Here is a 22,970-nt window from a genome sequence, read left to right on the forward strand (position 1 = left end):
GAGAATCGGAGTCAGACTGCGGTTCTCGTGACGACCGGCGTCGCGGGAGCACGCGAGACCAGGATCCCGGTGCGCGGTGTCCGCAAGGCCACCGCGCAGGCCATGGTGAACAGTGCCTTCACGGCGCCGCACGTCACGGAGTTCGTGACCGTCGACGTGACGCGGACCATGAGGCTCGTACGGGAGCTGAAGCAGGACCCGGACATGCAGGGGCTGCGCGTCAACCCGCTGCTGCTGGTCGCCAAGGCGTTCCTGGTCGCGCTGCGACGTCACCCGGAGGCCAACGCCGCCTGGGACGAGGCGAATCAGGAGATCGTCCAGAAGCACTACGTCAACCTGGGCATCGCGGCGGCGACGCCGCGCGGCCTGATCGTCCCGAACATCAAGGACGCCCAGGCCAAGACCCTGCCCGAACTCGCCGCATCACTCGGCGAGTTGGTGGCCACCGCCCGCGAGGGCAGGAGCAGCCCGGCAGCGATGCAGGGCGGCACGGTGACGATCACCAACGTCGGCGTCTTCGGCGTCGACACCGGTACGCCCATCCTCAACCCCGGTGAATCCGCGATCCTCGCCTTCGGGCAGGTGCGGCAGCAGCCGTGGGTGCACAAGGGCAAGGTCAAGCCGCGTGACGTCACGACTCTTGCGCTCTCCTTCGACCACCGCCTGGTGGACGGGGAGTTGGGCTCGAGGCTGCTGGCGGACATCGCGGCGGTGCTGGAGCAGCCGAAGCGTCTGATGACCTGGACGTGATCTGACCCGGCTGCCCCGTCGGGCAGCCGGTCGAGCGCGTACGCAGCCGGGCACCTCCTCAGCGGAGGTGCCCGGTTCGCGTCTGCGGGGGTGACTCGTCCGTATCGCGGACAGCACAGCACACGCATCTTTGTTGTATCTAAGCTGTGCACATGTCCGTTTCCACCGACCTCGCAACAACCACTCCACTCCGGCAGCCGCCGGCCGCCGAGCGGGTCTACACGCACGTCAAGCAGGCTGTGCTGGACCGCCGTTACGAAGGCGGGATGCTGCTCACCGAGGGCGAACTCGCGGAGGCCGTCGGCGTCTCGCGTACGCCGGTGCGGGAAGCGCTGCTCCGTCTCGAGGTCGAAGGGCTGATCAAGCTCTACCCGAAGAAGGGCGCGCTCGTCCTGCCCGTGTCGGCGCAGGAGATCACGGACGTCGTGGAGACGCGGCTCCTGGTCGAGCAGCACGCGGTGCGCAAGTCCTCAGATCCCGTACGGGCAGGGCTGATCGCACGCCTGGAGGAGCTGCTGGCCGAGCAGCGGGCGCACGCCGACGCCGGGGACCTGACGGCGTTCGCGGTCAGCGACCGCTGCTTCCACGCGGAGATCGTCAGGAGCACCGGCAACGAGATCCTCACCCGGCTCTACGACCAACTCCGGGACAGGCAGCTGCGGATGGGCGTCGCGATGATGCACGCACAGCCCGACAGGATCGCCAAGAGCATCGCCGAGCACGCCGAGATCATGGAGACGGTGCGGGCCGGCGACGCCGACGCGGCAGCCGCAGCCGTACGCCGCCATGTCACGTGGGTGCGGGACCTGGTCCACGGTGAAGTGCGGTGAACGCAGCTCCCTCAGCGAGCGCCCCGATCCACAGCGATCCGCCCGGCGGTGCACGAGCCGCCGCGGTCTGGGGTCTGGGCGTCACCGTCTACTTCGTCGCCATCACCTACCGCACGAGCCTCGGGGTGGCCGCTCTCGACGCGACCGAGCGCTTCGACATCAACGCCTCGGCCCTGTCGACCTTCTCCATCCTCCAACTGCTCGTCTACGCGGGCATGCAGATACCGGTCGGGCTGCTGGTCGACAGGCTGGGCACGAAGAAGGTGCTGACGCTGGGCGTGGTGCTCTTCACCGCCGGCCAGTTCGGCTTCGCCTTCTCGGACTCCTACGTCGCCGCCCTGGCCTCCCGCGCGTTGCTGGGCTGCGGCGACGCCATGACGTTCATCAGCGTGCTGAGGCTGGGTTCGCGCTGGTTCCCGGCCAAGCGCGGCCCGATCATCGCCCAGGTCGCCGGTCTCATCGGCATGGCGGGCAACCTGGTGACCACGCTGGTGCTGGCCCGCGTGCTGGGCACCTTCGGCTGGACTCCGACGTTCGCGGGCAGTGCGCTGGGCGGCGTGCTGATCCTCGTGCTGGTCGTGATCTTCCTCAAGGACCACCCCGAGGGCTTCGAGGTCGGTACCTCGCCGCACATGGGGCGCACCTACGTACGCCATCAGATCCAGCGGGCCTGGCGTGAGCCGGGCACCCGGCTGGGGATGTGGGTGCACTTCACCACCCAGTTCCCCGGGATGGTCTTCCTGCTGCTGTGGGGGATGCCCTTCCTCGTCCAGGGGCAGGGTCTGAGCCGTTCGACCGCGGGTGAACTGCTCACGCTCGTCGTGCTGTCGAACATGGCCGTGGGCATGGTCTACGGGCAGGTCATAGCCAGGCACCACGCCGCTCGCGCGCCGCTGGCGCTCGGCACGGTGGCGGTCACAGCCGGCGTGTGGGCCACGGTTCTGCTCTGGCAGGGCCAGGCGCCGATGTGGCTGCTGGTGCTGCTGTGCTCGGTGCTCGGCGCCTGCGGGCCGGCGTCCATGATCGGCTTCGACTTCGCCCGTCCCGCCAACCCGCCCGAGCGCCAGGGGACGGCAGCGGGGATCGTCAACATGGGCGGCTTCACGGCCTCGATGACGACCCTGCTGGCGGTCGGAGTGCTGCTCGACGCGACCGGGGGCAGCTTCAGGATCGCCTTCGTCTGCATCTTCGTGCTGGAGGCGGTGGGCGTTCTGCAGATCCTGCGGCTGCGCCCGCGCGCGCACCGCCGCGAGCGTGAGCGAGTGGTGGCAAGCCGCGTGGAGGCGGTGCACGTACCGGTGTGACGCGCCGCCGGCGCGCCCCGTGAGGGCGCCGCGACGCGGGGCAGGCCACCGGCTGAGCCGTCACGGGGCGGCCCGAGGCCACCCCGTGACGGGTGGCTCGGGCGCCGCGTCACGGGGTGACGGTGAAGGACTCCAGGATCTTCTTGGCCAGCTTCGCGTCGCCCTCGACCTTCACCTGGTCCGAGACGGCCTCGGGCCGCACGCGCCCGGCTGCGAGCCGCACGTACGTCTCCCAGTCCAGGGACAGGGTGACCGCGGGGCCCAGGGACGGGCTGCCGTCGACGGTGCCCCTGCCGTCCGCGTCGACCCGGACCGTGCGCATGAACTCGAGCGGGCCGCTGACGTCGAAGACGACCGCGGTGTGGGGGCGGGCACCCGCCTTCTTGGCGACGACCTTCGGCAGCCCCAGGACCATCAGATCGCGCGCGACGTACGCCCCCGCCGAGTCGAGGTTCCCCGGCTTGCCCAGCGCCCGGCGGAGATCCTGCTCGTGCACCCAGACGTCGAACGCCCGCATCCGCAGCTGGTGTTCGAGCGTGACCTTCGAACCGCCCGGCATGATGTCCCGCACCTCGGCGTCCGGCTGGCGCTTCTCGTTCCGCAACTGCCGCGAGCGCCGGATGATCGTGTACTCCAGCTCGCCCGTCATCTCCGGGCCGGTGTGGTGCCGCCGCACGTCGACCTGGATCTCCATGTGACGGCTCGGCTCGTCGACGACGTGGTAGAGGTCGCGGGGCAGGGTGTGGATCGGCCGCGGGTCGCCCAGGAGCTCGCATTCCATGCCGATGATGTGCGAGACGACGTCCCTGACCGACCAGCCGGGGCAGGCGCTCCGCCGGTTCCACTCCCCCTCGACGAGGGGCCTCACCAGCTCGGATATGGCTTCGATGGATTCGGTCCAGGCGTCGACGTATGGCTGAAGGCTTGGGTGGTCGGTCACGAGACCCCTCGGGCGGTACGGACGTTCGCGGTCTGGGTGCGGTGCTCTCAAGTTACGCTGCGCGAGGGCACCCCGGCAGTGCTTTCGGGTGACGATGCTAGGCCCATTCGACCCGCTCCAAAGCATCGCCGGTGGTACGGTGCGCGGCTGTTCGAGTCGGATGCGGATGAACCCGGCAAACGTCCCGATTCGCCCCGTGTGCGAGTGCCCTCGTCCGTACGTCCGCGACCGGTGCGCGTATGTCAGTCGTCACCCGTCAGCGCATCGATGCACACCGCCACCGAGAGCAGCAACGGCACGTCCGCGTCCGGCTGTTCGATGTCCACGGCGTAGGTGTCCCGCACCCGGAACCACTTGCGCGAGATGCGCGCGGTGCGCCTGCCGCCGTGCTCGATGTCGTACTCCTTGTCGAGCACGTTCCCGTGCACCGACAGCGTCCCGCCGTCTGCCAGCCGCGCCCGGAACCGGTTGCGCAGCGGCGTGAACCGCTTCTTGCGCACGGTCACGAGCGGCTGCCCTCCGCGCTCCACCTCGATCGTCTGCCAGAAGCTGATCATCTTCCGGCGGATGACGGCGACGACCTCGCCCTGCACGTCCTTGAGCTGGAAGGTCTGCCGGACCCGCAGGGCCTTGCCGTCCACGAGGAAGGCGTGCCGACCGTGTTCGTCGTCGATCCAGAAGTCGTCGCCGATGCCGAAGATCCGTTCCCGCACGAGATACCTCATGCGGACACGTCTTCCCAGTCGGCGGAGGAATGCTCACCCGGGCCTCGGCTGTTGGTGCTGAACATGGCTGGAAATGCGCGCGTGCGGGCCCCCGAGCTGATCGGCGAGGGCGGCTGGCTGAACACCGGTGGAACAGACCTCGCCCTCGCCGACCTGCGAGGGCGGATCGTCCTGCTGGATTTTTGGACCTTCTGCTGTGTCAACTGCCTGCACGTGCTCGACGAGCTGCGTGAGCTGGAGGAGCGGCACCGCGACACCCTGGTGATCGTCGGTGTGCACTCGCCGAAGTTCGCGCACGAGGCGGAGCACCGTGCCGTCGTGGACGCCGTCGAGCGCTATCAGGTCGAGCACCCGGTGCTGGACGATCCGCAGCTGGCGACCTGGAAGCAGTACGCGGTACGTGCCTGGCCCACTCTCGTCGTCGTGGACCCCGAGGGGTACGTCGTCGCTCAGCACGCGGGTGAGGGGCACGGTCACGCCATCGCGACGCTCGTGGAGGAGTTGGAGCGCGAGCACGCGCGGAAGGGCACGCTGCGGCGCGGAGACGCCCCGTACGTGCCCCCGGAGCCCGTCCCCACCGATCTGCGCTTCCCGGGGAAGGCCCTGCGGCTGCCCGGTGGGGGCGCAGGCTCCGGGGGAGGCAACTTCCTCGTCTCGGACACCACCCGGCACCAGCTGGTCGAGCTGGCCCCGGACGGCGAGACGGTCCTGCGCCGCGTGGGCACCGGTGAGCGCGGGCTGACGGACGGGGCTTCCGAGCAGGCGCGGTTCAGCGAGCCGCAGGGTCTCGCCCTGCTTCCCGGCACGGGGACGGTCGTCGTGGCGGACACCGTCAATCACGCGCTGCGCGGGTTCGACCCCGTCAGCGGCGAGGTCGTCACGCTGGCCGGGACCGGAGCGCAGTGGTGGCAGGGCGCCGCGTCAGAGGGCCCCGCGCGGGAGGTCTCCCTCTCCTCGCCCTGGGACGTCGAGTGGTTCGACGGGCGGCTGTGGATCGCGATGGCCGGGGTGCACCAGCTGTGGACGTACGAGCCGCCCGAGGACGGCGCCCCGCACGGCACGGTGCGGGTCGAGGCGGGGACGACGAACGAGGGTCTGGTGGACGGGCCCGTCGCGCAGGCGTGGTTCGCGCAGCCGTCGGGCCTGTCGGCCTCGGACGACGGACAGCGGCTGTGGATCGCCGACTCGGAGACCAGCGCGGTCCGCTGGATCGAGAGGGCCGGCGAGGAGTCCGGCGGAGCCGGGGAGCTCGTCGTACGCACAGCTGTGGGCACGGGCCTCTTCGACTTCGGGCACCGCGACGGGAAGGCCGGAGAGGCCCTGCTCCAGCACCCGTTGGGCGTCACCGCGCTCCCCGGAGGGAGGGTCGCCGTCAGCGACACCTACAACCACGCGCTGCGCTGCTACGACCCGCAGACCGACGAAGTGACCACCCTCGCAACGGACTTGCGCGAGCCCTCCGACGCGGTGCTCGTGGACGACGCCGACGGGGCGGGACCCGCGATCGTGGTCGTGGAGTCGGCCCGGCACCGGCTGACCCGGCTGCGGCTGCCGGAGGAGGCGGTACGGGTGGAGCCCGTCGCGCACCGCACGCAGCGGTCGGCGACCGAAGTGGCCCCGGGCGAGCTGCTGTTGGACGTCGTCTTCCAGGCGCCCAAGGGCCAGAAGCTCGACGACCGCTACGGGCCCCCGACACGGCTGCTGGTCAGCTCGACGCCTCCGGAACTGCTGGCGGACGGCGCGGGAGGGGGCACGGACCTCGGCCGCACCCTGCGGCTCGCCGGCGGGGTGAGTGAGGGCGTGCTGCACGTGTCGGCGATGGCGGCGTCGTGCGACGAACCGGGCGCGGCCGGGGAGTCGAACGAGTTCCCGGCGTGCCACGTGCACCAGCAGGACTGGGGCGTGCCGGTGAGGGTCACGGATTCGGGCACGGCCCGCCTCGCGTTGGTACTCGCGGGCATGGACGACGGCAGCGCGGCCGGCACCGACGCGTCGCAGGCCTGAACGCACGAACGGCCTGCGGCGTCCGGGGACGCCGCAGGCCGTGGCCGGCTCGGGGTTTCTCGCTACCGGTTCACACCGGCCGGGCCGGTGCGTGCCGTCCGGCCGGAGGTCACCACTGGTGGCGCTCCTCCTCGACGACCACCGGCGCCGCCGGGTGCGGCGGCTGCGTCTTGCGGCGCTTGAAGATGCTCACGTAGACGGAGAGGCCGATCAGCCCGGCCGCGATCAGGACGAGACCCACCACATCCAGGTTGACGACGTCGGTGTTCACGTCGACGGCCAACGTGAGGATGGCCCCCACGGCCAGCATGCCGATGCAGATGACGATGCCCATGGATTCCCTGCCTCTGTTTGGCGTTTGTCCTGCTCTCCTACGCAGGGCCGGGTACCCGTGGTCGTGAACATCAATCAACTGCGGCCTTCGGGAGGGCCGTTCGGCGGGGCCGTTCAGCCCGCGAAGAAGCCGCCCATGCTCTCGGTGAGCAGGTACGGGTCCTCCACGCCGCACAGCTCCCGCGCGGAGTGCATGGACAGGATCGCCACACCGATGTCGACCGTGGAGATGCCGTGGCGGGCCGCGGTGATGGGGCCGATCGTCGTACCGCACGGCATCGCGTTGTTCGACACGAAGGACTGCCAGGGCACGCCGGCCCGCTCGCAGGCGGCGGCGAACACGGCACGTCCTGAACCGTCCGTGGCGTAGCGCTGGTTGACGTTGACCTTGAGGATCGGGCCGCCGTTGGGCATCGGGTGGTGGTCCGGGTCGTGCCGCTCGGTGTAGTTGGGGTGCACCGCGTGGCCCGTGTCGGAGGAGAGGCAGTAGCTTCCCGCGTACGCCCGTGCCCGGTCCTCGTACGAGCCGCCGCGCGCGAACACCGAGCGCTCCAGCACCGATCCGAGCAGCGGACCGTCCGCGCCGGTGTCCGACTGGCTGCCGTTCTCCTCGTGGTCGAACGCCGCCAGCACGGGGATCGAGCCGAGGCCGTCCTGCCCGGCCGCCGAAGCGAGGGCGACCGCCCCGGCGTGGACGGAGAGGAGGTTGTCCATGCGCGGCCCCGCCAACAGCTCCTGGTCCCGGCCCAGATACGCGGGCGGCTCCACGCTGTGCGCCATCAGGTCCCAGCCGGTGATCTCCTCGGCGCGCACGCCGGCCTCCTGGCCGACGAAGCGCATCAGGTCGCCCTCGTCCGGGGTGCCCAGCCCCCACACGGGGGTCATGTGGCGTTGACGGTCCAGCTTGAGGCCGTCGTTGGCCTCGCGGTCCAGGTGGATGGCGAGCTGGGGTACGCGCAGCAGCGGGCGGCTGATGTTCACCAGCCGCGTCGAGCCGTCGCGCAGGGTCAGCCGCCCGGCGAGACCGAGGTCCCGGTCGAGCCAGGTGTTGAGCAGCGTGCCGCCGTAGATCTCCATGGCGATCTGGCGCCAGCCGCCGCGGCCCGTGTCGGGCGTGGGCTTGACCCGCAGATTGGGGGAGTCGGTGTGGGCGCCGACGATGCGGTACGGCGTCTCCGGACCGGCGCCCTCGGGCACGTACCAGGCGATCAACGCGCCGCCGCGCAGCACGTAGTGGCCCTGTCCGCCGCCGCCCTGCCGGGCGTGCGCCGCGTCCCAGGAGTCCGTCTCAGCCAGCTGGCGGAAGCCTGCCTTCTCCAGCAACTCGGCGGCGTTGCGCACCGCGTGGTACGGCGTGGGCGAATCCGCGAGGAAGCCGATGAGGCTGTCGGCGTGTGCCCTGCCTGGCTGGTCCGCGGGGCGCTGGGAGCTAGGGGTCATGAGGCTCAGCATACGAACGCGGAACGTCCCTCTTCTCCCCGACGGGGGAGGAGAGGGACGTTCCGCATGGGTGGATCATCTCTGGGTGTTGCGGCCGGGCCTCAGAAGGCCGCTTCGTCCAGCTCCATCACGGACGCGTCCACGTTCTCGGCCAGTCCGCGTTCCACGGCGAGCGAAGGCAGCACCGTGGAGGTGAAGAACTTCGCGGCCGCGATCTTGCCCTGGTAGAACGCCGTGTCCTTGGCGGACAACGCCTTGCCGGAGGCGCCGTTCAGCTTCTCCGCGGCGACCGTCGCGCCGCGCAGCAGCAGGTAGCCGATGACGACGTCGCCGGAGGCGAGCAGGAAGCGGGTGGTGTTGAGGCCGACCTTGTAGATCGACTTCACGTCCTTCTCGGTGGCCGCGAGGTCGGTCAGCATGGCGCCGACGATGGCCTCCAGGTCCACGGCCGCCCGGGAGAGCTCCTCGCGGGCACCGGCCAGCTCCTCGCCGCCCTTCGCCTCGGCCAGGAACTTCTTGATCTCCTCCGACAGGGTCGTGAGTGCCTGACCCTGGTCGCGGACGACCTTGCGGAAGAAGAAGTCCTGACCCTGGATCGCGGTCGTGCCCTCGTAGAGGGTGTCGATCTTGGCGTCCCGGATGTACTGCTCGATCGGGTACTCCTGCAGGTACCCGGAGCCGCCGAGGGTCTGGAGCGACTGTGCGAGCTGCTCGTAGGACTTCTCCGAGCCGTAGCCCTTCACGATCGGCAGGAGCAGGTCGTTCAGGCGCTGGGCGGCGGAGGCGTCCTCACCGCGGAACTCCTTGACCAGGATCTCGTCCTGGACGGAAGCGGTGTAGAGGACGAGCGCGCGCATGCCCTCCGCGTACGCCTTCTGCGTCATCAGCGAGCGGCGCACGTCGGGGTGGTGCGTGATGGTGACGCGCGGCGCGCTCTTGTCGGTGAACTGGGCCAGGTCGGCGCCCTGTACGCGCTCCTTGGCGTACTCGAGTGCGTTCAGGTAGCCCGTGGAGAGCGTCGCGATGGCCTTCGTGCCGACCATCATCCGCGCGAACTCGATGATCTTGAACATCTGGCGGATGCCGTCGTGCTTCTCACCCAGCAGCCAGCCCTTCGCGGGCCGGTTGGCGCCGAAGGTCATCTCGCAGGTGTTGGAGACCCGCAGGCCCATCTTGTGCTCGACGTTGGTGGCGTAGACGCCGTTGCGCTCGCCCAGCTCGCCGGTGTCCCAGTCGAACTCGTACTTGGGGACGATGAAGAGCGAGAGGCCCTTCGTGCCGGGGCCGTGGCCCTCGGGGCGGGCGAGGACGAAGTGCACGATGTTCTCGGACATGTCGTGCTCACCGGAGGTGATGAAGCGCTTCACGCCGTCGATGTGCCAGGTGCCGTCGTCCTGCTGCACGGCCTTGGTGCGGCCGGCGCCGACGTCCGAGCCGGCGTCCGGCTCGGTGAGCACCATGGTGGAGCCCCACTGCTTGTCCGCCATCAACTTGGCGATCTTCAGCTGCTCTTCGGTGCCCTCGTCGTGGATGACGCCGGCGAAGGCCGGGCCCGAGGCGTACATCCAGACGGCCGGGTTGGCGCCCAGGATGCTCTCGGCGAAGCCCCAAAGGAGCGAGCGCGGCGCGGTGGTGCCGCCGATCTCCTCGGGGATGCCCAGACGCCACCACTCGGCGTCCATGTAGGCCTGGTAGCTCTTCTTGAACGACGCGGGAACAGGCGCGGTGTTGGTCTCGGGATCGAACACCGGCGGGTTGCGGTCGCTGTCCTCGTAGGACTCGGCGAGCTCGTTCTCGGCGAGACGCGAGATCTCCGCCAGAACGCTCTTCGCGGTGTCCACATCCATCTCCGCGAACGGTCCGGTGCCGTACACCGTGTCGCGATCGAGCACCTCGAAGAGGTTGAACTCGATGTCGCGGAGATTCGACTTGTAGTGCCCCATGGCAACGGCTCCGTGTGGTCTCGCAGACGGACAGGTAGTCAGCTGTGTCTACACACGATGATGCTACCCGTCGGTAATAAGAAGCAAGCCCTAACCGCCCATCTGTGACTCGTTACTCTTTCTTCCATGTACGGCTACGACCAGACCGCGTCCGCGGGGCACGGCTACCCGCATGCCGGGCAGCAGCACGTCCACCAGCAGCCTGGCCACCAGCAGTACGCAGCTCACCAGTCGGCTCCTCCCCACTACGGGCAGCAGGCGCCACCCGGAAACGGGCAGCCGCTCTACCCCGAGCAGGCGCCGCCCTCCCTCCGGGAGACCGTGCGCGCCTTCACGACCGGCACTCTGACCTCAGAGGACTTCCAGTCGATCTTCTCGACCTCGAAGGTCTACTGCCCCCGCGGTGAGACGCCCGGCTTCCTCGCCCTGCACAACACCCAGCAGCCGGTCATCCCCATGTTCACCACGCTCAAGGAGCTGCGCAGGTACGCGGGCAAGGAGTCCCGGTACTTCGTGATCACGGGCGCCGAGGTCCTCGACCTGCTTCCCTCCGGGTACGGCTTCGTGCTGGACATGGAGGGCGAGCACCGGGTGGTCTTCGACGCGAAGGCCGTCGAGGAGATGGTCGACTTCGCGATGCGCCGGATGTACGGCTGAGCCGCCGAGTACGGCTGAGTGGCCGCTGAGGCCTCGTCGAGGCCGTTCAGGCCCAGTTCGGGTTGCCGTCCTCGCGCATCTCGAACCAGATGGACTTGCCCTCGCCCCGCGGGTCCACGCCCCAGGCGCCCGCCAGCATCTCCATCATGACCAGCCCGCGCCCGGACGAGGCCAGCTCGCCCGGTGTACGGCGGAGCGGCAGGGCGTCGCTGGTGTCGCCGACCTCGACGCGCAGCAGGCGGTCCCCGCGGGTGCCGCTGCACTCGGCCACCACCCGGGCGTCGCCGTCCGTGTGCACGAGGACGTTCGTCAGCATCTCCGAGAGCATCAGCACCGCGGCGTCGATCTGGTCCTCGTTGGCCCAGTCGAAGAGCATCCCCTGAAGCTGGTGCCGGGCCTCGCCGATCCGGTCCGGCTCCGCCTGCGCGACGCTCAGGGTCGTACGCCGCGCGACGCCGGTGGCCGCGGCGGCCCGTTCGGCGGCGAAGGTCGGGTCGAGGGCGACCAGCAGGAGAGCCATGTCGTCCTCGCGCCGGTCCGTGAGGGGGCCCGCCTCCTCGCCCGAGAGCGGGATGTGCCCGGGATGGACCAGGGCGTCCGCGAACCGCTCCAGGTCCTCCGGCGCACGCGCACCCTCGGTCTGCTCCTCCGAGGTCTTCCGGATGCGCCGCCACCCCGAGTCCATGGTGTGGCCGCCCGCCTCGATCAGCCCGTCCGTGCAGACCAGAAGCGTCTCGCCCGGCTCCAGCACCAGCCGCGTCGTCGGGTACTCCGTGCCGGGCTCGATGCCCAGCGGCAGACCCCCCGCGGTGGGGCGGATCAGCATGGTCCCGTCGGCCAGCCACAGAGCCGGATCCGGGTGGCCGGCGCGGGCGATGTCGAGGGTGCCTGTGACCGGGTCGGCCTCCATGTAGAGGCAGGTGGCGAAGCGGTTGTCGCCGGCGAACCCCTCGGCGGCCACGTTCTCGCCCCTCGGCTCCAGGCGCCCCATCCCGGCCAGGAAGCGGGAGGTGCGGGCGAGGACGGCGTCCGGGCGGTGCCCCTCAGCCGCGTAGGCGCGAAGGGCGATGCGAAGCTGCGCCATGATGCCCGCGGCCCGCACGTCGTGCCCCTGCACGTCGCCGATGACCAGCGCCGTGCGCCCCGACGGCAGCGGGATCACGTCGTACCAGTCGCCGCCCACCTCCAGCCCACCGCCGGAGGGCACGTAGCGCGCGGCCAGCGCCATCCCCGCGATGCCCGGCCTGGTGGCCGGCCGCATCGTCCGCTGAAGGCCCGCGGACAGCTGGAGTTCCGTCTCGTGCATGGACGTACGGGCGATCGCCTGGGCGAGCATCCGGGCGACGTTCGTCAGCATGGACCGCTCGTCCGCGGTGAACTCGAGCGGATCGGCGAAGGCGATCATCCACGTGCCCAGCGTGCGGTTGGAGACGGAGAGCGGCAGGAACGCCCACGCCCGGTTCCCGACGCGTTCGACCTCCGGCCAGACGTCCGGGAACCTGCGCCGGTAGTCGGCCGGCTCGTGGAGGTAGATGGCGCGCCCCGTCCGTACGACGGCGGCCGCCGGGTGGTCCGCCTCGACGGACATCTCGATGAAGGGCAGCAGATGGTGCGGCACCGGTCTCTGACCGTGGCTGCCGACCAGAGTGAGCCGGTCCCCCTCCAGGTTGAAGACCGCGAGCGCCCTGGGCGTGAAGCCGGGCATGGCCAGCGATCCCGCCACCCGCAGCACGTCGGCGGTGGTGCGCGCCTCGGCCAGCGTCCGGCCCGTGTTCAGCATGAAGGCCTCGCGGCTGATCTGCTGGTCCCGGACCTGCGTGACGGGCCTGGCGGCGGGCGGGGAGGCGGGCTCCGGCACCTCGGAGATCGTGCCGATCAGGGCGAGGCTCTCGCCTTCCCCGGTCGGCATCATCCGCACGCGGACGGTCCGCACCATGGAGCCGTGCTCGTCGACGACGCGCATCACCGACTCCACCATGGTCCACTCGGTCAGGGAGAGGGTGGCGTTGGCCATCAGGTCCACGTAGTCGCTGACCTGGATGCGGGCGCGTACGACGGTCTCGGAGAGGGTGAGGGTCTCCGTGCCGGGGTCGGCACCGGGCTCGGGGCCCGAAGCGGAAGGAGCCTCCGGGGGGCCTTGCCGGGCGGATTCCTGCGCGGATTCCTGCGCGGAGTCGGAGCCCGGGCCCTCGACGGAGAGGGGCAGCGAGCCGCGGTCCGTCCGCCGGATCGGGACGCCCAGAAGGTGAGCGGTGAAGAGGTCGACGGTGGATGCGCCGGTCGCACTGTCCCAACGCCAGAGGCCGGTCCAGGTGGCCTTCAGCACGTCCTCAGTGCGCATTGCACCACTTTATGTGGGTTCTGGAATACGGGGCGAGTGGGGCTGAGCCAGGACGGTAGTCTGAGGGGCCGAACTTCAGGGGGGCCGACCTCCAAGCGACTGCCCCCGATGACTGCCGATCCGACGACTGGATGAATGATGCATCGGTACCGTTCCCACACCTGCGGTGAGCTTCGTGCTCCGGACGTCGGCACAGACGTCCGGCTGAGCGGATGGCTGCACAACAGGCGGAATCTGGGCGGCATCCTCTTCATCGATCTGCGCGACCACCACGGCATCGTCCAGCTGGTCGTGCGGCCCGAGCAGGCAGAGGTGCACGAGCGCCTCAGCTCGCTCTCGAAGGAGTCCGTCGTCCGCGTCGACGGCAAGGTCAGCGCGCGCGGTGCCGACAACGTCAACCCCGAGCTGCCCACGGGCGAGATCGAGGTCGAGGTCGGCGACGTGGAGGTGCTGGGCGGCGCCGAGCAGATCCCCTTCACGATCAACGCCGAGGACGGGGTCAACGAGGAGAGGCGCCTCGAGTACCGCTTCCTCGACCTGCGCCGCGAGCGCATGCACCGGAACATCATCCTGCGCTCGCAGGTCATCGCGAAGATCCGCGAGAAGATGGTCGCCCAGGGCTTCAACGAGCTGGCGACGCCGATCCTTTCGGCCACCTCGCCCGAGGGCGCCCGCGACTTCCTCGTACCCTCGCGGCTGCACCCCGGGAAGTTCTACGCGTTGCCGCAGGCACCGCAGCAGTTCAAGCAGCTGCTGATGATCGCGGGCTTCGACAGGTACTTCCAGATCGCCCCCTGCTTCCGGGACGAGGACGCCCGCGCGGACCGCTCGCCCGGCGAGTTCTACCAGCTCGACATGGAGATGAGCTTCGTCGAGCAGGAGGACGTCTTCGAGGTCATCGAGAAGGTGATGACCGACCTGTTCCTGGAGCTCGGCGACGGCCGTGACTGCACCTCGCCCTTCCCCCGCATCCCCTTCCGCGAGGCGATGCTCAAGTACGGCTCCGACAAGCCCGACCTGAGGGCCCAGCTCGAACTCGTCGACGTCTCGGACGTCTTCAAGGGGTCGGGGTTCAAGGCTTTCGCCGGCAAGCACGTACGCGCCCTCGCGGTGCCGGACACCGCGGGCCAGCCGCGCAAGTTCTTCGACCAGATGGGCGACTTCGCCGTCGAGCAGGGGGCCAAGGGCCTGGCGTGGGTCCGCGTCGGCGAGGACCGCACCCTCACCGGGCCGATCGCCAAGTTCCTCGAGGAGAGCGACGTCTCGCAGCTCCTGACGGCCCTGAAGGCCGAGCCCGGGACAGCGATCTTCTTCGGGGCGGGGGAGTTCGACGAGGTCTCGAAGATCATGGGCGCGGTCCGCGTCGAGGCCGCCAAGCGGACGGGCCACTTCGAGGAGGGCGTCTTCCGGTTCTGCTGGATCGTGGACTTCCCGATGTTCGAGAAGGACGAGGAGACCGGCCAGGTCGAGTTCTCCCACAACCCCTTCTCGATGCCGCAGGGGGGCCTGGAGGCGCTCCGGACCCAGGACCCGCTGGACATCCTGGCGTGGCAGTACGACATCGTCTGCAACGGGGTCGAGCTGTCCTCGGGCGCCATCCGTAACCACGAGCCCGAGATCATGTTCAAGGCGTTCGAGATCGCGGGCTACTCCAACGAGGACGTCGAGCGTGAATTCGGCGGCATGCTCCGGGCGTTCCGCTTCGGTGCGCCGCCGCACGGCGGCATCGCCCCGGGCATCGACCGCATCGTCATGCTCCTCGCGGACGAGCCCAACATCCGCGAGACGATCGCGTTCCCGCTCAACGGCAACGCGCAGGACCTGATGATGGGCGCCCCCAGCGAGGTGGACGCTGCACGCCTCAAGGAGCTGCACCTCGAGGTGCGCAAGCCCAAGCTGTGATCCGGCGCCGAGGCGCCGTCACGCCGTGACATGAGTGAACCCCCGGGCGCTGCCCGGGGGTTCACTCATGTGTGCTCGTCGGCTTCCTACTTCTGCTCCTCCAGGCGCGGGAAGAGCACCGCGCCCTTGGTGACCGTGGCCCCCACGGGGAGCTGGCCCCAGCGCGCGGCGTCGCCCACGCGCTGCTCGGACACCGGGCCCAGGTGCGGTTCGGCGCCCAGCGAGTCCCACAGCTTGCCCGACGTCTCCGGCATCACCGGGTTCAGCAGGACCGCGCACGCGCGCAGCGACTCGGCGGCGGTGTAGAGGATCGTCGCCAGCCGGGCCTGAGCCTCGGGGGATTCGTCCTTGGCCACCTTCCAGGGAGCCTGCTCGGTCAGATAGCCGTTGACCTGCTTGACGAAGTCGAAGACCGCCGCGATGCCGCCGGAGAAGTCCAGCTCCTCGCCGATCCGCCGGTCCGCTTCGTCGACCGCTTTCGCGAGCCCGTCGACGACGGCCTGCTCGGCCTCGCCCGCGGCCTTCGCCTCCGGCAGCGTGCCGCCGAAGTACTTGCCGACCATGGCCGCGACGCGGGAGGCGAGGTTGCCGTAGTCGTTGGCCAGCTCGCTCGTGTAGCGGGCGCTGAAGTCCTCCCAGGAGAAGGAGCCGTCCTGCCCGAAGGCGATGGCCCGGAGGAAGTACCAGCGGTACGCGTCCACGCCGAAGTGCTCGGTCAGCTGCTGAGGCGAGATGCCCGTCAGATTCGACTTGGACATCTTCTCGCCGCCGACCATCAGCCAGCCGTTGGCCGCGATCTTGCCGGGCAGCGGCAGGCCGTTGGCCATCAGCATCGCCGGCCAGATCACCGCGTGGAAGCGGAGGATGTCCTTGCCCACGAGGTGCACGTCCGCGGGGAAGGTCCGCTCGAAGCGCTCCTGGTCCGAGCCGTATCCCACGGCCGTGGCGTAGTTGAGCAGCGCGTCGATCCAGACGTAGATGACGTGCTTGTCGTCCCAGGGCACCTTCACGCCCCAGTCGAACGTCGAGCGGGAGATCGACAGGTCCTCCAGGCCCTGGCGGACGAAGTTCACGACCTCGTTGCGCGCCGACTCGGGCTGGATGAACTCCGGGTGCTGCTCGTAGTGTTCGAGGAGCTTCGGGCCGTACTCGGAGAGTTTGAAGAAGTAGTTCTCCTCCTGGAGCATCTCCACCGGCGCACGGTGGATGGGGCACAGCTTCTGCCCCGCGAACTCCCCTTCGCCCTCCAGCAGTTCGCCGTAGGTCTTGTACTCCTCGCAGCCCACGCAGTACGGACCCTCGTAGCCGCCCTGGTAGATCTCACCCTTGTCGTAAAGATCCTGGACGAACTCGCGGACGCGTTCGGTGTGCCGCTTCTCCGTTGTGCGGATGAAGTCGTCGTTCTTGATGTCCAGGTGTTCCCAGAGGGGCTTCCACGCCTCCTCGACGAGCTTGTCGCACCACTCGAGGGGGGAGACCCCGTTCGCCTCCGCGGTGCGCATGATCTTCTGACCGTGCTCGTCCGTGCCGGTGAGGTACCACACCTTCTCGCCGCGCTGGCGGTGCCAGCGGGTGAGGACGTCGCCTGCGACGGTCGTATAGGCGTGGCCCAGGTGGGGAGCGTCGTTGACGTAGTAAATGGGGGTCGTGACGTAGTACGCCTTCGATCCCTGCTCTGATCCAGTGGCCGCCATGCCAGAAATCCTAACGGTCCGGGCACGCCGGTTTCCGCCTGATAACTCTGAGTGACGGTCCGTGCGCTGTGTCGCGGTGCGGCTGCGGTGCGGCTGCGGACCGTTGACGCTCCTCGTCCGGCTCTGCATGCTTGCGCGCGTACAGAACAGAACCCCGCACCCCGGGGACCGGAACCAGGGAGGGCGTCATCCGCCGCGTATCCGCTCGGGTCTCCGGTGCCCTGATCGTCGCGGTCCTGATCGCCGCGGGCGCGCTGATCGCCACCGCGCTGGCTCCGGCGTCCGACTCTCCCGAGGGCGAGTACGTCATCGGTCAGTTCAACATGGCCGGCGGGACCACCGAGTTCGGGACGAAGCACAACGAGGTGCCCGACGACCTCGTCTCCGCTGTGAACGACCGCAGACCCGCGCTGTTGACGCTCCAGGAGACGTGCCGCGACTGGAACGAACGGCTGCGGAAGCAACTGCCCGACTACACCGTGGTGTTCGGGCCGGTCGACAACCTCGCCAAGGACCCGGGAAGCCCCGCGCGGTGCGCCCACCCCACGGACTTCGGCAACACGATCGTCTTCCGCAACGACCTGGGCTTCGAGAAGAGCACCGCGCGTAGCCATCTGCTGGGCTCCGAGGTGGGCGACGAGTACCGCGAGATGATCTGCGTACGCTCCGAGCGGCGGAAGCTGGCGGCGTGCTCGGCGCACCTCACCCCCAGCGACGGCCCTTATCTGGCGAGCCGGCGCGGCGAGGCCGCGGAAGCCGCGCGGATCCTGAAGACCCGGTACGCCGGATACACCGTGGTCCTCGGCGGTGACATCAACGATCTCCCGGGCTCCGGCGTCCTGGACAGCTTCTACCACCGCGACTACGGGCAGGGTGCCGGCGGCGCCTTCAAGGAGGCGGGCAGCCCCTGCGGCGACCGGATTCGCCGCGAGCACCGGGAGTCGGGGCTGCCGCGGGACCGCTACGAGGACTGCCGTTCCGGTGAACAGACCCACGGCAAGGGCAAGATCGACTACCTCTTCGTGTCGCCCTCCGTGCGGGTCAAGTGGGGCAACGTCAGCTTCTCGGAGCAGTCCGACCACAAGCAGCTGTGGGCCCGCGTCGTCCTCTGACGCGGTCACCCGGCCTTCACACGCGGTGCCGGATTCCGTCCCCGTCTGCCGCTCCGGCGGCATCCCCGCGCGTTGCTGTCACGTCAGCAACACCCCTGGTCAGCAAGGGTTTTCAGCACCCGGGTGCGTGGTCCTGTCCCGGCTGTGAACGGCTCGGGCCCAGTGCCGTGACGAATCCGAAGATCACGTGAGGGTCATGAGGGAGACGGGTGTGACGCGTAGCCGACCGGTCCACCGGGATGTTCTGATCCTTCGACCTCCGGATCCACCGGACAAATGTTCCCGCCCGTTGATTGGAAGCTTCATGGGAAACAGGATCGAGACCGCCGAGCTCTCTGACGCCGAACTCGACAACGTGTCCGGCGGCGTGGGCGCGTCCCTCCCCGGGGGCCTCGCAAGCGTCGACGTCACCCCCGACGAGAGCGGCGTCTCCGCCAGCGTGAGCGGCGGCGTCCCCGGTGTGGGCGGCGTCAGCGGCGGCCTGAGCGCCGGTCTTGGCGGCGTCGAGGGCGGCCTCACCCTGGGCTGACCCCCACTTCGCTACGAGGGCCCCGGAAGGCATGAGCCGCATGCGTTCCGGGGCCCTCGCCTGTGGTGGGCCGTGTGGCCCGGCCCGGTGCCGGTGCCTCAGTCCGTGGCGAAGACCTGGGCGTCGTGCGCGAAGGCCTTGAACTCCAGCGCGTTGCCTGCGGTGTTGGGATCTGACAGTTCATGTACGGCGAAGAGGCGAGGGTCGATCCCGCCTTGGATGTGGAGCGGAGGAACGGCCGTCTCAGGCTCCGGGAGGGGCTGCGTGGACTCTTCCTCCAGCCCTTCCATGACACGAGCCCACAGCCCACTTTTGAGCCACTGAGTACAGCGCGTGTGGATGGTCTGAGGGTTCCCGTAGACGGCGGGCAGCTCGGTCCAACGAGCACCTGTCCTTACTTTGTGGAGCATGCCGTCAATGAGCGTTCGATACGGGGTGCCTTTGCTCTTCGGCGGCATGAGCGCCGAGACCCGTTCCCACGCCTCGTCACTCAGTGGCTCCGGAACGTCCTTGCGCTGCTTAACGAACCACTCCCTCAACGTGCACGGCCGTCCCTTTCGTTTGGCGACTGGTACACCGGTGACGAACACTTTGATATCGAGGAGGAGTAGATATTCCCTCTGTTCCTCTGGTGTGCAGGAGTGCAGTCGATGCATTGCCGTGCTTGCAAGCGCCCGTAGCCGGTCCCCGAACTCATCAGCTGCTGCTGAGTCCTTCTGCCATTCCACGGCTTCACGGTGCTGGCTGCGCATCTGGTTCAGTTCCTCGTTAAGAGGTGCAACCGCAGCCCTTACGGCTTCCTCGATCTCCGCTGTGTCTTTTCCTGTCAGTGCCGCTTCTTTGGCACTGACGCCCATGACGGCGGAGACCACTCTTTCCTGTCGGGTGATTTGCTCGGACAGCACCTCAATTCGTGTGTCATGGTCCGGCGTGGCGCCCTTGTGGTTGTCAATCCATTCCTGAGCAAGCGCTTCTAGCTTCTCAGGGCTACCCAAGAGGTCAGTGACCTTTTCCCAGACAACACGTTCGATGGAGGCGGCATCCAAGACCGGGCACTGGCACTTGTCGGAAGCTCCGGCGTACTTCTCCGTTTTTCCGGAGCAGCTATACCACCTGTATTGCTTGCCGCTGGTACGCCCGAATCCCGCAGCGTGCGCGCCGCACGGATTTACAATCAATCCGGTCAGCGGATAGATGTTCCGCGTGGAATACTTTCCACGCGAGATCAGTGTCAGTGCCTGTTGCAATGCGGCAAGTTCGGGCGGAGTGAATATTGGATCGAGCGGGATGCTGACCGTTTCCCCATTGATGGGTGTGCCGTCCTTGCGAAGCTGGGTGTTGGCCGACCTCTTTCCCGTCCGGGTTATGCGGCCCGGGTGCCTGAACACACTCACCGAACGCATAACCGCGTCCGATGTTATCCGTGCTCGGAGGTTCGATTGCCGCCATGGCTTGCCGCTTCGCGTATAGTGCCCTTGCGAGTTCAGCCAGACAGCGGCTTCCCTTGTATTCATTCTGTCCTTGACGATTTTGGTCCATGCAAGGCGCAGAATTTTTGCTTCCTCGTCATCAATAACGAGGCGGGAGAGCTTCTTTTGACCCTGGAAGGCAATCTTGTAGCCGTATGGTGGGGGGCCACCGATCCAGCCGCCTTCCTCCGCTTTTTCTTGCAAGCCGTCTTGCGTACGTTCGCGAATCGTTGTCCATTCTGATTCCGCGTAGTCCGCTTGGCGACGCATCTCCTTTTGTCCCGCAGGGGTCGTGTTGTCGGTTCCAGTGCTGGCGATGGCCACATAGATGCCCATGTCTTCAAGCATCCAGACCCAGCGCCAAAAGGCCCGGCCGGTCCGGCCGATGGCGCGGCCTTCTTTGACCACGACGACGTCAAAGTGGTTCTTTTGGGCATCCTGCATGAGCCGCATCAGGGAAGGGCGTTCATGCATTTCCAGACTGCCGCTAAAGCCCTCGTCCGCGTAGGACCCGGCATGCTCCCAGCCCTGAGAAGCGATATGACGCGATGTCTTCTTTTGCTGACTCGCGATTCCGTACCCCTGCTTCTGCTCTCTCGTGGAAACCCTCAGATACTCCACTGCACGCAGGGGGCGGCTAGAGATGGCCTGCGCAGCAGCGCTTGCCGCAGACTGTTGGAGCATGCTTATATGCGTCACGTCGACTCCCTAGTAAGTCGGCCACGCCCCGGGACGGTTGCCGCCGTCGCCGGGGTCTTGTCGCTGAGCACACTAACCCACGTCCTCGGTGCTTCGCAGGTGTTCAGTGTTTTTCCCTGAACTACCCGCACGTGGACCGAAGAGAAGCCTCAATAGGCGAGCCCTGTCCTCCGGTGGCATCCTTTGATCAGTGCGCCATTCCACTGATATTCGCGTCACGACTAGCCACCCCCGTACCTGTCAATATTGCGGACGCGCTCCACGGCTATTCCCGCAGAGATTTCAGCTTCAGCAGGAGTGTGACCCGAGCGCACGTATCGCCATGCGGCTTCGGTCTCGGTCTCCGCACCGCGTGGAGGGTCGGTTCTTGCATGTGCGGTTCGGTCGGCTCTGAGTGCGGTGTATGTGGTGGAGTAGCGGCGTGACTTGCTGAGGATGTGGCCTCGGAAGCCGAGGGTGTGTGTCCATCGGTGCAGGTTCAGGTGTTGGAGTTCGGGCAGTTCGCCGAGGCGCCAGCAGGTGTGCATGAGGGTGCGTAGGTGTCTGTTGACGTTGCGTCGGTCGATCTGGCCGGGAGCGGTCACGGGCCGGTCGGTGCCGCCTGTGTCGGTGACGCTCTTGGAGACGTATTTCCCGATGTAGGCGGCGACGGCATCGGGGGTGGTGAGTGCGGAGTCTTTGATGGGGTGTGCGTCGAGCTGTGCGCCCCAGCGGAAGAGGTGTTCACCGACGCCGGAGACGTGGGGCAGGCGGACGCTGACAGCGGCAACGGCACCGCGGATTACCTCGTCCAGGAGGGTCGCCGTGGCCCATGCCGGCGGTTTGGTGTCGGGGCCGTCCGGGCCGTCGAGACGAACGACGGCATGGAAGTGGACTGCGCCGCGTCTTTGGTATTCAGCGACCTTGGCGAAGCTCACGCGCAGGTGCCTGCCGAGCGCGGTTTGCGTGAGGCCCCCGGCAGTGGCCAGGTGTCGCCGGATGGTGCGTGTGGTGCGGTCCCACAGTGCACCGGCATGGGCGTGCCACAGGACGTGCGCGGGGTAGTCGTAGCAGGCCGCGCAGAGCGGCTGTCCGAGAGCAGTGTCTGTTTCTGCGTGCCGCAGGCCGCAGCCCAGGGGCCGCCCGTGCTCGCAGGTTCCGCCGTGCCGTCGAGGGTGGCAGCGGCTTCCGTCGGGGGTGGTGTGGTGGACGGGGCCGAAGGAGGGTGCGGTGAGGGTGACGAACAGCCGGGGGTGGTCGGTGACTCGGCCTGGTGTGCCTTTGCCCCCGACGAGGCCCGCGCGGACGAGTTGGAAGGTGTCGCCGGAGTGCAGGCGGGAGCAGGGGGCGCACTGTGTCTCGCGCCGGTTTCGGCAGCGCACCGCCAGCACGCCCTGGGGCTCGTTGTGGGTGGTGTAGTGCCGCAGAACTTCGCCGCTGTGTGCGTCGCGCACGATCGAGTGGCCCGCAAGGTAGATGGGATGCGCGCAGCCGCCAACGGCGTGCATCTGCTCCAGCCAGCGCCCGAATCCGTCGGTGTTCGCGAGGCGGATCATGTCGTGTTCTGTCTCGGATAGAGAGCGCAAGCGCTCCGCACTGTGAAGTACGGAGCGCCGCGCCGTCGAAGCAGCCTCCATTTACGGGGGTGCCCTTTCTCGACTGGCAGCCGAGCAGGCTGCCTCACGGGCAATTGACATTTCGTGGTCTCTTTCTCGAATCAGGAAAGGTGCACGTTGAAAGATGTGAACTGAATAATCTAGAGGAGGGTTTTAGTATCGAGTGATTCGTATGGGTAGGTAAGGATTGTGGGTGTGCGTGTTCAGCAGTATTCGGGAATGCAGGTGTGGCCGGAGAGGTACTTTTCCTTGACCCAGCCGACCCGGTTGGCGTTGGGGCCGGAATCCACGGTGACCTTGACCCACTTCCGGGTCTTGTCGACGCAGTGGGTTTCCACGTAGATGCCGCCCTTGATCAGACCGAGGCTTGTGGACTTGGCACTTGAACGGGAACGCAGGTGAACTGTCGTGTCTACGGTGGTCTGGTCGTTGGGGATGTTGTAGCTGCACTTGCTCTGTCCGGGCGCGCCTGCCGGTGTTGCGGCGTGTGCGGTCGGGGCGACGAAGAACACGCCTCCGCCGGCAAGAGCGAGTCCGCCGAGGAGGGATGCCGCTGTGCGCGATATCGAGCGCATGTTGTCCTTCTTTCTTTTAGGTGTCGGTCCCGATTCCCGGAACCTCCGGTCGGAGCATGTCCGGCCGGTTGGCCGGTCGGAGTAGGGGCGTGCGGCCGACCGTCCAACGGGCCGGACCTCCTTTCTCG

The 22,970-nt window shown here is 68.2% G+C and carries 18 protein-coding genes; 8 read left to right on the forward strand and 10 right to left on the reverse strand.

Annotation, left to right across the window (positions count from 1 at the left end):
* From H5J26_RS03465 to H5J26_RS03475, 3 genes are all read left to right on the forward strand, one after another.
* Positions 1-750: dihydrolipoamide acetyltransferase family protein (locus H5J26_RS03465; RefSeq protein ID WP_181764172.1), on the forward strand; the 750-nt coding region annotated here is incomplete at its 5' end.
* Positions 751-902: 152 nt separating this feature from the next.
* On the forward strand, positions 903-1,580 hold the full coding sequence (locus H5J26_RS03470; protein ID WP_181764173.1) for a GntR family transcriptional regulator: 678 nt from the start codon (positions 903-905) through the stop codon (positions 1,578-1,580).
* Positions 1,577-2,884 (forward strand): MFS transporter, encoded by a 1,308-nt coding sequence (locus H5J26_RS03475; protein ID WP_309237758.1) that lies wholly within the window; start codon positions 1,577-1,579, stop codon positions 2,882-2,884. Before H5J26_RS03470 ends, H5J26_RS03475 begins: the two co-directional genes overlap by 4 nt.
* Positions 2,885-2,993: 109 nt before the next feature.
* On the opposite strand, the gene H5J26_RS03480 is transcribed toward H5J26_RS03475, so the two are convergent.
* Together H5J26_RS03480 and H5J26_RS03485 are read right to left on the reverse strand one after the other, a co-directional pair.
* Positions 2,994-3,824, reverse strand: coding sequence for a maleylpyruvate isomerase family mycothiol-dependent enzyme (locus H5J26_RS03480; RefSeq protein ID WP_181764174.1), 831 nt, complete (start codon positions 3,822-3,824; stop codon positions 2,994-2,996).
* A 242-nt stretch (positions 3,825-4,066) separates the two neighbouring features.
* Positions 4,067-4,549 carry an LURP-one-related/scramblase family protein gene (locus H5J26_RS03485; protein WP_181764175.1) on the reverse strand — a complete coding sequence of 161 codons (483 nt, stop codon included), beginning with the start codon at positions 4,547-4,549 and terminating at the stop codon, positions 4,067-4,069.
* Positions 4,550-4,612: 63 nt separating this feature from the next.
* Between H5J26_RS03485 and H5J26_RS03490 the strand changes: the two genes are divergently transcribed.
* Positions 4,613-6,553, forward strand: coding sequence for an NHL domain-containing thioredoxin family protein (locus H5J26_RS03490; RefSeq protein ID WP_181764176.1), 1,941 nt, complete (start codon positions 4,613-4,615; stop codon positions 6,551-6,553).
* Between the two features lie 109 nt (positions 6,554-6,662).
* Here H5J26_RS03490 and H5J26_RS03495 read toward each other — a convergent pair whose 3' ends face one another.
* The 3 genes from H5J26_RS03495 to H5J26_RS03505 form a co-directional block, all read right to left on the reverse strand.
* The gene (locus H5J26_RS03495; RefSeq protein ID WP_181764177.1) at positions 6,663-6,887 is read right to left on the reverse strand and encodes a hypothetical protein; all 225 of its coding nucleotides are present in this window, start codon (positions 6,885-6,887) and stop codon (positions 6,663-6,665) included.
* 113 nt (positions 6,888-7,000) lie between these two features.
* Complete coding sequence (locus H5J26_RS03500) at positions 7,001-8,326, reverse strand: M18 family aminopeptidase (RefSeq protein ID WP_181764178.1); 1,326 nt, start codon at positions 8,324-8,326, stop codon at positions 7,001-7,003.
* A gap of 101 nt (positions 8,327-8,427) precedes the next feature.
* Positions 8,428-10,269 (reverse strand): acyl-CoA dehydrogenase, encoded by a 1,842-nt coding sequence (locus H5J26_RS03505; RefSeq protein WP_181764179.1) that lies wholly within the window; start codon positions 10,267-10,269, stop codon positions 8,428-8,430.
* A 126-nt stretch (positions 10,270-10,395) separates the two neighbouring features.
* Between H5J26_RS03505 and H5J26_RS03510 the strand changes: the two genes are divergently transcribed.
* A complete protein-coding gene (locus tag H5J26_RS03510; protein ID WP_181764180.1) occupies positions 10,396-10,926 on the forward strand; it encodes an SseB family protein in 531 nt (176 codons plus the stop codon).
* A gap of 46 nt (positions 10,927-10,972) precedes the next feature.
* Here H5J26_RS03510 and H5J26_RS03515 read toward each other — a convergent pair whose 3' ends face one another.
* On the reverse strand, positions 10,973-13,267 hold the full coding sequence (locus H5J26_RS03515) for an ATP-binding SpoIIE family protein phosphatase (protein WP_235980374.1): 2,295 nt from the start codon (positions 13,265-13,267) through the stop codon (positions 10,973-10,975).
* Between the two features lie 138 nt (positions 13,268-13,405).
* Between H5J26_RS03515 and aspS the strand changes: the two genes are divergently transcribed.
* Positions 13,406-15,169, forward strand: coding sequence for an aspartate--tRNA ligase (gene aspS / locus H5J26_RS03520; protein ID WP_181764226.1), 1,764 nt, complete (start codon positions 13,406-13,408; stop codon positions 15,167-15,169).
* An 86-nt stretch (positions 15,170-15,255) separates the two neighbouring features.
* Here aspS and metG read toward each other — a convergent pair whose 3' ends face one another.
* Positions 15,256-16,863, reverse strand: coding sequence for a methionine--tRNA ligase (gene metG, locus H5J26_RS03525; protein ID WP_181764181.1), 1,608 nt, complete (start codon positions 16,861-16,863; stop codon positions 15,256-15,258).
* 131 nt (positions 16,864-16,994) lie between these two features.
* On the opposite strand from metG, the gene H5J26_RS03530 reads away from it, so the two are divergent.
* Positions 16,995-17,975 carry an endonuclease/exonuclease/phosphatase family protein gene (locus tag H5J26_RS03530; protein WP_181764182.1) on the forward strand — a complete coding sequence of 327 codons (981 nt, stop codon included), beginning with the start codon at positions 16,995-16,997 and terminating at the stop codon, positions 17,973-17,975.
* A gap of 304 nt (positions 17,976-18,279) precedes the next feature.
* Positions 18,280-18,504 carry a type A2 lantipeptide gene (locus H5J26_RS03535; protein WP_181764183.1) on the forward strand — a complete coding sequence of 75 codons (225 nt, stop codon included), beginning with the start codon at positions 18,280-18,282 and terminating at the stop codon, positions 18,502-18,504.
* 98 nt (positions 18,505-18,602) lie between these two features.
* On the opposite strand, the gene H5J26_RS03540 is transcribed toward H5J26_RS03535, so the two are convergent.
* From H5J26_RS03540 to H5J26_RS03550, 3 genes are all read right to left on the reverse strand, one after another.
* Entirely contained in the window at positions 18,603-20,672 is a 2,070-nt protein-coding gene (locus tag H5J26_RS03540) for a recombinase family protein (protein WP_181764184.1), read from the reverse strand.
* A 221-nt stretch (positions 20,673-20,893) separates the two neighbouring features.
* Positions 20,894-22,207, reverse strand: coding sequence for a replication initiator (locus H5J26_RS03545; RefSeq protein ID WP_235980375.1), 1,314 nt, complete (start codon positions 22,205-22,207; stop codon positions 20,894-20,896).
* 263 nt (positions 22,208-22,470) lie between these two features.
* Entirely contained in the window at positions 22,471-22,842 is a 372-nt protein-coding gene (locus tag H5J26_RS03550) for a hypothetical protein (RefSeq protein WP_181764186.1), read from the reverse strand.
* Positions 22,843-22,970: the final 128 nt, after the last annotated feature.

This window comes from Streptomyces albidus (ex Kaewkla and Franco 2022), from assembly GCF_013870515.1.
GTDB classification, from domain to species: Bacteria; Actinomycetota; Actinomycetes; order Streptomycetales; family Streptomycetaceae; genus Streptomyces; species Streptomyces albidus.

Excerpts from the sequence above, each read along its gene's own strand:
- H5J26_RS03550 (WP_181764186.1), bottom strand. The coding sequence starts at position 22,842 with ATGCGCTCGATATCGCGCACAGCGGCATCCCTCCTCGGCGGACTCGCT.
- aspS (WP_181764226.1), top strand. The coding sequence starts at position 13,406 with ATGCATCGGTACCGTTCCCACACCTGCGGTGAGCTTCGTGCTCCGGAC.
- H5J26_RS03470 (WP_181764173.1), top strand. The coding sequence starts at position 903 with ATGTCCGTTTCCACCGACCTCGCAACAACCACTCCACTCCGGCAGCCG.
- H5J26_RS03495 (WP_181764177.1), bottom strand. The coding sequence starts at position 6,887 with ATGGGCATCGTCATCTGCATCGGCATGCTGGCCGTGGGGGCCATCCTC.
- H5J26_RS03510 (WP_181764180.1), top strand. The coding sequence starts at position 10,396 with ATGTACGGCTACGACCAGACCGCGTCCGCGGGGCACGGCTACCCGCAT.
- H5J26_RS03535 (WP_181764183.1), top strand. The coding sequence starts at position 18,280 with ATGGGAAACAGGATCGAGACCGCCGAGCTCTCTGACGCCGAACTCGAC.
- H5J26_RS03545 (WP_235980375.1), bottom strand. The coding sequence starts at position 22,207 with ATGATCCGCCTCGCGAACACCGACGGATTCGGGCGCTGGCTGGAGCAG.
- H5J26_RS03500 (WP_181764178.1), bottom strand. The coding sequence starts at position 8,326 with ATGACCCCTAGCTCCCAGCGCCCCGCGGACCAGCCAGGCAGGGCACAC.
- H5J26_RS03515 (WP_235980374.1), bottom strand. The coding sequence starts at position 13,267 with ATGCGCACTGAGGACGTGCTGAAGGCCACCTGGACCGGCCTCTGGCGT.
- H5J26_RS03485 (WP_181764175.1), bottom strand. The coding sequence starts at position 4,549 with ATGAGGTATCTCGTGCGGGAACGGATCTTCGGCATCGGCGACGACTTC.
- H5J26_RS03490 (WP_181764176.1), top strand. The coding sequence starts at position 4,613 with ATGGCTGGAAATGCGCGCGTGCGGGCCCCCGAGCTGATCGGCGAGGGC.
- H5J26_RS03505 (WP_181764179.1), bottom strand. The coding sequence starts at position 10,269 with ATGGGGCACTACAAGTCGAATCTCCGCGACATCGAGTTCAACCTCTTC.
- metG (WP_181764181.1), bottom strand. The coding sequence starts at position 16,863 with ATGGCGGCCACTGGATCAGAGCAGGGATCGAAGGCGTACTACGTCACG.